At 66.1% G+C, this 10,966-nt stretch carries 11 protein-coding genes and 3 pseudogenes; 5 read left to right on the forward strand and 9 right to left on the reverse strand.

Annotation, left to right across the window (positions count from 1 at the left end; translation table 11 throughout):
- Positions 1 to 652, reverse strand: a pseudogene (locus ACIPEK_RS45290) (site-specific integrase); the annotation flags it as partial.
- Positions 653 to 752: 100 nt separating this feature from the next.
- Here ACIPEK_RS45290 and ACIPEK_RS45295 point away from each other — a divergent pair.
- From ACIPEK_RS45295 to ACIPEK_RS45305, 3 genes and pseudogenes are all read left to right on the forward strand, one after another.
- Positions 753 to 983 (forward strand): annotated as a pseudogene (locus tag ACIPEK_RS45295) (hypothetical protein); the annotation flags it as partial.
- Between the two features lie 5 nt (positions 984 to 988).
- Positions 989 to 1,189 (forward strand): hypothetical protein, encoded by a 201-nt coding sequence (locus tag ACIPEK_RS45300; protein ID WP_402008647.1) that lies wholly within the window; start codon positions 989 to 991, stop codon positions 1,187 to 1,189.
- 89 nt (positions 1,190 to 1,278) lie between these two features.
- A complete protein-coding gene (locus ACIPEK_RS45305; RefSeq protein ID WP_402008627.1) occupies positions 1,279 to 2,007 on the forward strand; it encodes a DUF2625 domain-containing protein in 729 nt (242 codons plus the stop codon).
- Between the two features lie 6 nt (positions 2,008 to 2,013).
- On the opposite strand, the gene ACIPEK_RS45310 is transcribed toward ACIPEK_RS45305, so the two are convergent.
- Positions 2,014 to 2,816 (reverse strand): IS5 family transposase gene (locus ACIPEK_RS45310; RefSeq protein ID WP_402008645.1). Its coding sequence is split into 2 segments (ribosomal slippage): positions 2,014 to 2,472 and positions 2,475 to 2,816, totalling 801 coding nucleotides; the frame shifts between segments, so codons are not numbered across the junction.
- Between the two features lie 182 nt (positions 2,817 to 2,998).
- On the opposite strand from ACIPEK_RS45310, the gene ACIPEK_RS45315 reads away from it, so the two are divergent.
- On the forward strand, positions 2,999 to 3,499 hold the full coding sequence (locus tag ACIPEK_RS45315) for a phosphotransferase (protein WP_402008629.1): 501 nt from the start codon (positions 2,999 to 3,001) through the stop codon (positions 3,497 to 3,499).
- 80 nt (positions 3,500 to 3,579) lie between these two features.
- On the opposite strand, the gene ACIPEK_RS45320 is transcribed toward ACIPEK_RS45315, so the two are convergent.
- Positions 3,580 to 4,209 carry a class I SAM-dependent methyltransferase gene (locus tag ACIPEK_RS45320; protein ID WP_402008631.1) on the reverse strand — a complete coding sequence of 210 codons (630 nt, stop codon included), beginning with the start codon at positions 4,207 to 4,209 and terminating at the stop codon, positions 3,580 to 3,582.
- Positions 4,210 to 4,591: 382 nt separating this feature from the next.
- On the opposite strand from ACIPEK_RS45320, the pseudogene ACIPEK_RS45325 reads away from it, so the two are divergent.
- Positions 4,592 to 4,741, forward strand: a pseudogene (locus ACIPEK_RS45325) (transposase); the annotation flags it as partial.
- A 467-nt stretch (positions 4,742 to 5,208) separates the two neighbouring features.
- On the opposite strand, the gene ACIPEK_RS45330 reads toward ACIPEK_RS45325, so the two are convergent.
- From ACIPEK_RS45330 to ACIPEK_RS45355, 6 genes are all read right to left on the reverse strand, one after another.
- Complete coding sequence (locus ACIPEK_RS45330; RefSeq protein WP_402008633.1) at positions 5,209 to 5,946, reverse strand: phosphotransferase; 738 nt, start codon at positions 5,944 to 5,946, stop codon at positions 5,209 to 5,211.
- A 221-nt stretch (positions 5,947 to 6,167) separates the two neighbouring features.
- Positions 6,168 to 6,818 carry a DsbA family protein gene (locus ACIPEK_RS45335; RefSeq protein ID WP_402008635.1) on the reverse strand — a complete coding sequence of 217 codons (651 nt, stop codon included), beginning with the start codon at positions 6,816 to 6,818 and terminating at the stop codon, positions 6,168 to 6,170.
- A 215-nt stretch (positions 6,819 to 7,033) separates the two neighbouring features.
- Positions 7,034 to 7,471, reverse strand: a complete 438-nt coding sequence (locus ACIPEK_RS45340) for a hypothetical protein (RefSeq protein WP_402008637.1) — start codon at positions 7,469 to 7,471, stop codon at positions 7,034 to 7,036.
- A 105-nt stretch (positions 7,472 to 7,576) separates the two neighbouring features.
- Positions 7,577 to 8,323 carry a hypothetical protein gene (locus ACIPEK_RS45345; RefSeq protein WP_402008639.1) on the reverse strand — a complete coding sequence of 249 codons (747 nt, stop codon included), beginning with the start codon at positions 8,321 to 8,323 and terminating at the stop codon, positions 7,577 to 7,579.
- A 481-nt stretch (positions 8,324 to 8,804) separates the two neighbouring features.
- Entirely contained in the window at positions 8,805 to 10,055 is a 1,251-nt protein-coding gene (locus ACIPEK_RS45350; RefSeq protein WP_402008641.1) for an MFS transporter, read from the reverse strand.
- Positions 10,052 to 10,690: a GrpB family protein gene (locus ACIPEK_RS45355; RefSeq protein WP_402008643.1), complete on the reverse strand. Its 639-nt coding sequence runs from the start codon at positions 10,688 to 10,690 to the stop codon at positions 10,052 to 10,054. Before ACIPEK_RS45355 ends, ACIPEK_RS45350 begins: the two co-directional genes overlap by 4 nt.
- Positions 10,691 to 10,966: the final 276 nt, after the last annotated feature.

The raw sequence follows: 10,966 nt of genomic DNA on the forward strand, positions 1-10,966 counted from the left end.
CGAGTGAGGTGACCACCTCGTCCCAGTGGGTTGCGTCCCGTAGGACGGCGGTGGAGATGCGCCCGCCGCGGGGGCCGGTGAAGAGCCGCGCGTCAGGGTCGGGGCCGACGGCGAGGATGCGTTCGGCGATCATCGGGCGGATTTCCTCGATGAGGGGGACTTGGCGGGCTCGTTTGCCTTTGGTGTTCTTGTCGGTGAGTCCGCCGGGTGCGGGGGTGGTCTGCCGGCGGGCGGTCCAGATCCAGTTCTCGGTGTCGATGTCGCAGGCGCGGACGCCGGAGACCTCGCCGATGCGGGCGGCGGTCGCGGCGGCGAAGACGACGACCTCGCGCCATCCTCGGTAGTGGTCGTGGGATCGGTCGGTGAGTGCCTGGGCGAGGCGGAGCAGGGTGGGCCAGTCGCGCAGGGCGAGGGCGCGGGGGTTGTCGAGTTCGTCCTCGGCCTGTTTGTACTCGCGCTGCCAGCCGGTGACTCGGGCGGGGTTGACGGTGATGATCCCGTCGCGGACGGCTTGTTCCATGACGCGGACGAGGACGGCGAGGCTGTTCTTGATGGTGGAGCGTCTGTGTTGGTCGGCGATCCAGCCGTGGACGGTGTAGTCGATCCTCCCCAGACGCTCCCCAGCAGCGCTGATCCTCCCCAGAGCCGCCATCCACGCCTTCAACGCGCGGGGGTTCGAGACCCTGGACCCAAAATGGAGCGGGGGACGCCACAGGTGATCAGCAGCCAGGTGCGTGAGCACATCTGCCTGATTGCCCGGACGTCCCCCGCCGACCTCGACATGGCCACCGGGAAGATGTACTACCGCATCCGGCCCCGCAAAACGGTGGCGCGAGTTCCTGGCCCTGCTCAAGGCCCTGCGCGCCCGCTGGCCCGGCGAGAAGCTGTACGTCGTCCTGGACAACTTCTCCCCGAACAAGCACCCCAACGTCCGGGCCTGGGCCGCGGCGAACGACATTGAGCTGGTCCTCCTACCCACCTACGGATCGTGGCTGAACTGGATCGAGTCGGAGTTCGCCGCCCTGCGCTACTTCGTCCTCAACGGGACCGACCACGCGGCCACGGCGAACAGAACGCCGCCATCGGCGCCTACATCCGCTGGCGCAACGCCCGCGCCGAACCGAAGGCGAACTTCGCCCCCGGCTCACCCGTCCGCACGTGGACCCAGTACCCGACCAAGGCGGCGTGACCAGCCCTTAGAGGCCATCTCGATTGGTGGATCGAAGTGCGGGTGACCCGGCTGACTGAGCCTCTGGGGGCTGGTGCGACGATGCGGGGATGCGCGAGGTCAATGAGTTGATCAACGTCGAGGATCCAGCCTGGCCGCTCCTCCTTCAGGAGCTGTCCGGCACCGACGTACCAGTTGAGGTGCTGCCCGGCGATGGCGAGATGGGCCGCGCCTCCCTGCTGCAACTGCAGGTGTCAGCCCGTTCAAATTTGGGCGGCATTGCGCTGAACTGCGGCGGTTTGCTCGTGGACAGCGGATGGCTGAGGATCTTCGGGAGCCCGAGCGGCGCCGGACCCGAAGGACTGCCCAGCCTGGCCGAGATCAACGCGATGCCCGCGACCTTCGATCCCGCATGGCGGGCGGGGGTGGGGCTGGTGGTCGCCCACGATGTGCTGGGCGGAGTCTTCACCCTCAACGGAGGCAACCCCCGTGAGGCCGGTCGGCCCGGCGAACCAGGCGAGATCCTCTACTTCGCCCCCGACGCCCTTGGCTGGGAGACCCTGGGCGCCGGGCACTCGGCATGGCTGTCCTGGATTCTCTCTGGAGGACTCCGAGAGTTCTACGAAGGCATGCGGTGGGACGGTTGGCGCAACGAAGTCTCCGTGCTGAACGGTCGGCAGGGACTGTCCTTCTTCCCGCCGCTGTGGTCGGCCGAGGCCCGCCAAGATCTGCTGGCGACCAGTCGTCGAGCGGTGCCCATGGCGGAACTCCTGGGCCTGAGTCGCGACTCTTGCCTGCAGTTCGACGGCGCCGACCCGGGGTTCCTCGGAGCTGCCTGAACCGGCTCACTCATCCAGACGCCGGTAGCAGATGAGGGTGGCGGCGATGCCGGCGAAGGCAAGGAAGTGTTCCGCCTTGCGCTCGTAGCGGCGGTGCAGGCGGCGGCATCCGGCAAGCCAGGCAACCGTCCGTTCCACGGTCCAACGGTGGCGGCCCAGGCGTTGGGAGGACTCGATGCCCTTGCGAGCGATGCGCGGGGTGATGTTCCGGGAGCGCAGCCACCGTCGCAGATGGTCGTAGTCGTACCCCTTGTCGCCATGGAGTTTGGCGGGCAGCCGTCGACGCGGTCCGCGGCGGGAGAGGATGGGCGGGATGCCGCGGACGAGGGGGTCCAGGCCCTGGCTGTCGTGGGTGTTCGCGGCGGAGATCCCGATAGAGAGGGGCAGATCGGTCCGTTCGGTGATCAGGTGGATCTTTGACCCCTTCTTGCCGCGATCTACCGGATTCGGACCCGTCAGGTCCCCCCTTTGAGGGCCCGCATGTTCACCGAATCTATCGCGCATCGCGACCAGTCCAACTCCCCGCGCGCACCGAGTTGGTCCAGGACCAGGCGGTGGAGTTTGCCCCACACCCTGGCCCGGCTCGACTCGGTGAACCGGCGGTGCGCGGTCGGTCCGGACGGGCCGAACACTGGCGGCAGCTGCCGCCAGGTACAGCCCGTCGTGCCCACGAACATGATCGCCGCCAGCACTTCGCGATCAACGTACCGCCGTCGGCCACCGCCCTGCGGACGCATCGGAGCAGCCGGAACCACCCGCTGGAACAACTCCCACAACCCGTCCGGAACCAGACGTTCCACCCACGCCATCACGACAGACATCCTAGTGATCAAGCCAGTTGAGACGACCTCTTAAGACGCCCCTCACTCGCCAACCACGGGTGATAGTGCGTACGTCCCAGGACGTCCCCGCTGTGCACCGCCGCCACGGCACCAACCACCGGCGTGGAAAGGAGCGTGAGAAGCATCGGTCCGTAGCCGCCGTCGGAGGCATGGGAGCCACTCGCCAGGGCGGGCTCAGCTGGTACCGCGGAGGTGGCCTGCACGCTTGTGACCGGTGGATCAGCGGGTGCTTCGACAACTGCCGAACGATCCCGGGCCTCGACCTCGACATCGCGCATCTACAACACCTTTGGCAGAGCGCGCTCACCCTGCCCGAGCCATCTGCCCGCCACGTGTGGCTCCACGGAGACCTCAAACCCACCAACCTTCTGGTCCAGCAGGGGAAGCTGCACGCCGTCATCGACTTCGGAGGCCTCTCAGTCGGCTTTCCCGACGCCGGGCACTCGCCTCTGTGGGATCTTCCATCCGAGGCCCGACAGGCGTACTGGGACGCCATAAGCCTCGACGACGTGACATGGCTGCGTGCCCGGGCGTGGGCCATCGCTGTCGGAGTCAGCGGGGTGTCGTACTACTGGGGCACCTATCCCCTTTTCGTCAGCGAATGCCTGTCGCGTCTCCGCGCGATCCTGGAGGCTATCGGCGAGCAGTGAACCAGTCCCGCACGTGGCGCTTCGGACGAACTTCATCCACGCGGATCTACACCACTCCGTCCCAGGCCACGGGGCACGCTCTAGGGGCGGCGGGCCAACAAGTGGGCGTCGAGGAAGCCCCGCTCGGAGGCCGGGTCATGGAGCAACCGAGCAACCGTGACGAGCCCGGCCCCGGCCAGCAACTCGGCAAACCGCTCGGCCGGCCAGCTATAGGCGGGCGTCACTTTGTGATCGAAACGGACCGGCTCCGGTCCTTCGGTCCCGAAGAACGACACCAGGAGCAGGCCCCCTGGTGCCAGGACACGCACCTGCTCGGCGAGCAGTGCGGGCAGTTCCCCAGGCGGGGTATGGATCACCGAATAGTGGGCCAGCACTCCGCCGAGCGCGCCGTCCTCGACCGGCAGGGCCTCCATTCGCGCTTCGTCGAACCGCAGCGCCGGATGGGCCCGCCGGGCGTGGTCGACCATGGCCGGGGAGAGGTCGAGCCCGAAGGCGTCCAGCCCCAAGTCGTGCAGCATGGCCGTCAGATGTCCGGGCCCGCACCCGACGTCGGCTGCCCGCAGGTTCCCCGTCCCACGCACGAGCTCGGCGAAGGTGCCGATCATGTTCCGCGCGAACGGCTGCGTCTCCAACCGATTAGCGAACATCGACGCATACAGCTCGACAACCCCGTCGTAGGCCGTCCTGGTCTCGCCCTGGTGTTCCAACACGGGAAGGAAACTAACACCCGTGCTGTTCGCAGCCGTTGCCCGGCCCCATACCTACCCTTCCCCTCGGGACTGATCGTTCCGTCACCTGATCACGGGACACCCTCAGCAGTTCGGAGAAGGGACAGTTACGGACAACTGCGGTGATTCATGCCGACTGCAGGGGATTCCGTGCTGCTCTGGATGGGTGCTCCGTCCATCGCCTGTCTTGATCCGTTCCGATTCGTGCGTGCTCAGTGATCTACTCACTCCGTACGTCGGTCTTGCCGGGTTCGAGTCAAGGCTGGTTACGGACGACGGGTGGCCGCGTCGATGGACTGCAGCTTCCCCTTGATCGTGGACACCTGGAGACTGGGACGCGAGAGCCCAGAGGAAGCAGTGCCAGGTGGGAAGCAAGTACACGAATCGGTACTCGGACGAGTACAAGCGGGACGCGATCGAGCTCGTCCGTTCGTCGGGACGGACAGTGACCGAGGTCGCCCGGGAGCTCGGGATCAGTTCGGAGTCTCTGCGGGGCTGGGTGAAGAAGGCCCGCGCCGCTCAGGACACCGGATCAGTCCCCGCCGGGCGGGGCGGGCCGAGTGCCGCCGACCGGGACGAAGAGCTGAAGCACCCGCTTCTGGCCCGACCGGGCCACCGCCCGCGCCGACATCTTCGACTTCATCGAGACCTGCTACAACAGACGCTGCCTGCGCAAGCACATCCACTGGGGCTACCTCACGCCCCATGAGACACGCCTGCGCTACGGCAAGACCACGCCCTCGCGGCATAACAACAACGTGCCCGAGATCACGGGGAAACTTCATCGCCGGCCTCACCCTGCCCTGGAACTCCGGCGTCGTCGAAGGACACGTCAACCGGATCAAGATGCTCAAGCGCCAGATGTTCGGCCGCGCTGGCTTCCAACTTCTCCGCAAACGAGTTCTGCTGTCGTAAGGAGAGCGGCAGCCCATATTCAGCCCTAACCAGCTCTTGTTCGTGAGATGACCGGCACCCAGTGGGTCAGCGCAATGCGCGATCCATGTTGACCCGGTGATCGGAGACCCACTGATACGCCTCCTGCACCTCTGTCACTGCCCCAGCGTCACGGAGACGGATCATCGCGAGGTCTCCAGAGTCCGCAGCAGTCTCAATACCGCGCCAGCACCTGTCCTGCCACCACAAGATCGCAGAGACGAGATCACGCCGGTCCACGAGCTCATAACTGTCAGCGATCAACCGCAACCGTCGCGCAGCTTCGGAGGCGTCTTCGACGCTCGGCCCGAGTCCGAGGTACTGCCAACAAACGTGGGCGACATCATGGATGCGCGCTCCTGGGGCTGCCAGATCCCAGTCGATAAAGGCCACCGGGCGCAAGGCACCGCTGACAGGTCGATAGACCGTGTTCTTGGGCGAGAGGTCGTTATGACATACGACCTCATGTGATCCGGCCAGGGCCGTGCCTGCCGTCAGGTCGTGGAACTCCCGCACAAGCTGCGTGACCCGCAGCAGACTCTCGTCGGAGCACACGGCCGGCGGCTGCTGCGGTTCCCAGGCCACATGCCCATCGAGGTAGGTGAGGACCTCCCGGCCCTCCTCGTCGATGCCGCAGTAGCGCGGTGCACCGGGCCAGCGGCTGGCCTCAAACATCTTCAGCAGGTCGCCGATGAACCCCGTACTGGCCGACGCGGGCCGGCGCACCGTGGCGCCGACACGCACCACGTGATTGATAAAGCCACCAGGCAAGGACGACTCAGACATCCCTCTACTGTGCACGATCTCGACCTCGAACTCTCAACAAATTCCCCGCTACTCAACGTGTGCGCGTCACGGAATGTGCGCCAGAACCCGAAGTGGTGAACATCTGCTGCTCGTTCTCGGGTTCTGGCTCAGGTTGTGTGGAGCGGACACGATGTATCAAGTCTGCTGCCAGGTGCGGGGGAGCCGACCGGGAGGTATCAGGGCCTTGCGGTCCAAGCGGGCTACCCGGTGTAGTAGGCGAGGTAGCCCCTCTCGAACTCTGGCAGTTCCACGCCGCTGAGTTCCAGTGTCGGCGTACCAATGGCACTGGCACTGGAGTCCTCGTAAGCCTTCTCGGATGCGGCGACGAAGCCTTGGTACTGCATCGTCCTGACCGCAGCGTCGAAGCCCGGCCCGCGCAGGCCCCCTACGCGGGATGCCATCTTCAGTAGGAACTCGTCGGTGAAGCCGTCGACCGCTTCATCTGGCTGATGCGCGTAGAGGACCTGGTGGTACTCGACGAACTTGCCCTCTGCCAGTGCAGCGCGCAGCGCGTTCGCGGCCTTCTTCGAGCCGTTGCCGCCCAGCCTGTCGTCGAGGAAGGATGCGAGTGTGTAGTGGACCTGCACCGAACCCTTCTGAGTCAGCTTGTTCAGCTCGGCCCCGGCGCCCTGTGTCTCGAACTCCTCACAGAAGGGGCAGCGCAGATCCTCGAAGAGCCGGACGGTGGTACCCGCGCCCTCATCGCCGACCACGATGCTCGTCCCGTCCGCGCCCAGCGACTCCGGTATGTCGGCATCAGTGGCATAGCCGGTACGCGTCCCGCACGCCGCAAGGGACAGTCCCAGGACGGTGGCGATCGCCATTGCCCGAATCGCGCGCTTCACCAGCATGAATGCCCCTCCCCAGTGGCGAATGGCCCGGACTCTATACGGCGGCCTGCAAGGGCGGATCACCAGCCCTGGGCACGGACAAGGACAGGATCGACGCCCCGTACCGCTACCTCCGGCCCAGGAGGCCGGCATGGCCGCTCGGGTCGGACGTGACACTCGGCCTGTGTGGTCCAGAGAAGTTGAGCCAGAACCCGTTCTCGTGGACAAAGCCAGACTCAGGCAGCCGAGGCCCTGACGCCCCCCTTGCCCCGGTAGCTCGGGGTCTTCGTCTTCTTCTGAGACTGGTTGTGCTGCTCGGTACGCGTCGTGGTCGTGGCGGTGGTTGTCTTCTTCTGGGCCCGGAGCTTGGCGACCCGGTCGGTGACGCAGGTGTCGTATCCGCCGCATTCGGTGCGGGCCTGCTGGTAGAGCGGGTCCGCGTGAGACTTCTGGGCCTTCTTCGTCGACTCCGCGATCGCTTTCGCGTTCTGCTTGCGCAGCTTGTCGGTGCGCTCGGTGACGCAGGTGTCGTACCTGCCGCATTCGGTGCGGGCTTGCTGGTACAGCGGGTCCGTGTTGGATTTGTCGGCGATCGCTTTCGCGGTGTCGAGGGCCTTTTGAGACTTGATCAGCTCAGGAGCGACCTGGCGGGTGGCGTCCTGCGTGAATCCCATGGAGGTGTCGAAGCCGCGGAGGAGGACCTCGATCTCGTTGTTGTCCTTGATCTCGTTGTAGTCGTCGGTGATCCGCTTCGCCAGATCCGGGTCCTTGCGTGCCTGCTACAGCAGCTGCTGGTTCTTGCGGTCCAGATAGGCTCCGTAGTCCTGGCTGATGCCGTCGGCGATGACCCCGGAAATGGCGTCAGCCATCTGGTTGGTGCCCGTGCTGCCCCGGAACCCGGTCTTCGGGGTCTTGAGACTGCTCCACCCCTTCCAGGACGCCGTGGGGCCGGTGGCGGTTGTGCCCGTGGTCCCCTTCGGCGTGGTCGTGGGGTCGGTGGCGGTTGTGCCCTTGTTCCCCTTGACCCCCGTGGTTCCCTTCGAGGTGGTCGACGCCGTCGGGCCGGTGGAGACCGGTCCCTTCGACGGTGTCTTCGGGCCGGTCGTCGTCGTGCGTGTGCCGCCGATGTCACCTTCGTCATCCGGGCCGCGGAGCCGGTCGCGTTCGGCCTGGGCCCGTGACAGTGCCGTCCGGGTGTCATCGATCTGCTGCTGCACCAGAGCGCGCCCGGCCTTGGTCCTGGTCTGCCGCGGATTGTTCGCCCTGCGTTCGAGATCGCGGATCTTGTTCTCGAGCGTGCGGACCTGCTTGTCGAGGCGCTTGACCTGCGTACCGGTGCTCTCCGGCTCCGCCTTCTTCACGTCGCGGAGCTTGCCCGACACGTACTTGTACTGCCTGACCGAATTCCGCAGCTTCTGTTTTGCCTGTTCGAGTTCGGCCGGGGGCTTGGCCTCGGCGACCCGCTTATTGGCCTGCCGGATCTTCCACGACCGACGGCATCCGCAACCTCCCGGGAACGACGACACGACACGCCACCACTCCCACCGAATCGCCGACCCTATGCCTGACCAGCGAAAACGCCGTCCTCAGATTTGGAACGACAACAGCCACTCAGGCCAACGGCTCGGCAGCGGGCTCCTGATGACGAAGCACCCCTCACACGGGAAGGCAGGCACCCCCAGCGAGGCAGAACCCGCGCCCCGTCCTTCGTCATTGGGTCGTGCGTCGCCGCCGGGCCATGGCCGCGCGAGCCTTGCGCGACGCCTGCTACGGCATCGGCACGGGCGTCGCCGGTCACGTCTTCTCGTGGATCGAGCACACCCGTCGACCGTGCCGGCGGGGTCACACCCGTTCCGCCAATCGTTTACGGGGGGCGTACCTGGGCGGGTCAGGCGGCGGCGGATGCCTGCTTGCCGGGGCCGCCCGGCGGCCGGCGGTTACTGCTCGCCGATACCGCCTTGGCACACAACCAATGACCAGGACGGCATATTGATCCTCTGCGAGCTCTTATCCGGGTACATGCTCCGGGACAGTGCAACGAGCCGGGAGGTAGCGGACGGCCGAGAAGAGGAGGGGGACGGTGCTGGCCAGGAGGACGAGTACACCGCTGAGCAGGAGTGTTTCGGCTATGCCGATGTGAGCAGCCACCGGGCCTGCCACGGCGAGGCCCAGGGGCGTGCAGATAAAGGAGACCAGCGAGTCATATGAGCTGATCCGGGACATGGCCTGCTCGGGAACATGAGTGTGGACCGTGGTTCTCCACAGGACCTCGAACACATCAATGCAGATGCCAGCCACCAGCATGCTGGTGGCGATGAGCCAGGTTGGGGAGCCCGCGGCGAGGAACAGGTAGGCGGGGAAGAAGCCGAAGGTGACGAAAACGCCCGTACGCAGGGGGTAGCGGGGACGGATGCGGATCGCGATCAGGCTGCCGAGGACGAAACCGGCCGAGTGGGCGCCGAGAACGACCGACCAGGCGACCGCGCCGCCCAGCTCCCGCTTGGCCACCGCCGGGCCCAACACCATGATGGCTCCTCCGAAGGAGGCGTTGACGATGGCGAACTGGCCTACGACCGGCCACATCCAGCGTAGGGAGGAGAACTCTGTCCAGCCGCTGCGCAGTTCGCTGAGGAGACTGGTCGGCGCCTCTGTCGCGGTGAGTGCCCGCGATGCCGTACGAGGGCGGCTGAACATCAGCAGCACGGCGGACAGGAAGTAGGTGGCGGCGTCGGCAGCCAAGGCCCAGCCAGGCGCGACGGCCGCGACGAGCACTCCGCCGGCGAACACGCCTCCGATACGCGAGAAGTTGGCCGCTAGGCGCAGCAACGCATTCGCAGGCTGAATGCGTTCGGCGTCGACGAGCTGGGGTACGAGCGCGGTGGCGGCTGGTTGGCTGACAGCGGAGGACGCGCCGTTGACGGCGGCGAGGACGATCAGAAGGTTCATCGGCACGCTGCCGTGCAGAAACAGGGCGGCGGTGAGCGCTTGGGAGCATCCGGCGGCGGTCTCCCCCGCGATGATCAGACGCTGGCGGGGGAACCGGTCCGCGAGGACTCCGCCCAGCAGAATCAGGCCGAGCTGAGCGACTGTGCGGGTCCCCAGCAGTAGTCCGAGTTGGGACGGGGAGCCGTCAGGCAAGGCCAGCACGGCGAAGGCGAGGCCCAGCGGTGCGATGACGTTGCCCGTCAGGGACGATGTGCGGGCGAGGGAGAACAGGAGGAAATTCCGCTCCCGCAGCAGGCTGAGATCACCTTTCACGAGCTGCCATGGGCGCTGGGAGGTTCAGCTCTCATGGCACGTTCGAGGATGTCCGCGATGACTTCGCTCTTCGCGTCGGCGTAGTGCTGCATGTACGTCCATGTCCGCTGTGCGAGGTCCCTTTTGGTTCGGGCGTAGAGGTCGCGATCGTTCGTGTGGGCGCGCAGCCAGTCGCGGAAAAGGATCATGCGCTGAATCTCGGGGCAGCCGGTGGAGAGCACGTGCAGGTTGACTGATTCGGCACTGGGCGCGAGGTCGGACTTGCGCAGGACGCGGTGCTCATACCAATCGGGCTCCCGGACCGCGAGCGCGTAACCGAGGGGAGCCAGGCTGGGCACGTAGGCGGATTCGTCGGCGGAGTCGGGAACGATCAGCAGGATGTCGATGACCGGTTTGGCGGGCAACCCGGGTACCGAGGTGGATCCGGTGTGTTCGATCCGGTGTGGCAGCGCGCCCAGCTCGTCGCTCATCCGGCGGGCTTCCTCCGCGAACGCGGCGGCCCATTCCGGCGTGTACTCCATCAGCTTGATGTTGCTGTTGAGTAGGGGGGGCTTCTTCAGGTTCGCCGCTTCGATCTCCTCGTCAGTCATCGAGACGCGGGGGATCTCCTGCTCTTGACGTTCCTGTGGCATCATGACATTTCGTCCTTGTTCGGTTCGCTTTTCAACTCCAATAGATTAGAGGGTAGTTAGCCCCTCTGCTGCCGATGAATGCCGCCATTCCGACACGTGGCTCGGACGGGCTGGGCGAGACGGCGTGCAGCATGGAGGAACTGAACATGATCAGATCACCCGCGCGGGGATGGATCGTGAGGGCGGGGTGCCCCTATCTGTTTCGTCAAGCCTGGCGGGGCTGGTTCGTAGGGGTTGGTCCTGGTTTTCGGGAACGTCCCGCGAAGCGGGACGTTCCCG

It is taken from the genome of Streptomyces sp. NPDC088246, from assembly GCF_044741025.1.
Classification (GTDB): Bacteria; Actinomycetota; Actinomycetes; order Streptomycetales; family Streptomycetaceae; genus Streptomyces.

Bases quoted from the DNA above. Each gene is read 5' to 3' on its own strand.
- ACIPEK_RS45305 (WP_402008627.1), top strand. From the start codon at position 1,279: ATGCGCGAGGTCAATGAGTTGATCAACGTCGAGGATCCAGCCTGGCCG.
- ACIPEK_RS45315 (WP_402008629.1), top strand. From the start codon at position 2,999: ATGGGAGCCACTCGCCAGGGCGGGCTCAGCTGGTACCGCGGAGGTGGC.
- ACIPEK_RS45330 (WP_402008633.1), bottom strand. From the start codon at position 5,946: ATGTCTGAGTCGTCCTTGCCTGGTGGCTTTATCAATCACGTGGTGCGT.
- ACIPEK_RS45335 (WP_402008635.1), bottom strand. From the start codon at position 6,818: ATGCTGGTGAAGCGCGCGATTCGGGCAATGGCGATCGCCACCGTCCTG.
- ACIPEK_RS45340 (WP_402008637.1), bottom strand. From the start codon at position 7,471: ATGGGATTCACGCAGGACGCCACCCGCCAGGTCGCTCCTGAGCTGATC.
- ACIPEK_RS45355 (WP_402008643.1), bottom strand. From the start codon at position 10,690: ATGATGCCACAGGAACGTCAAGAGCAGGAGATCCCCCGCGTCTCGATG.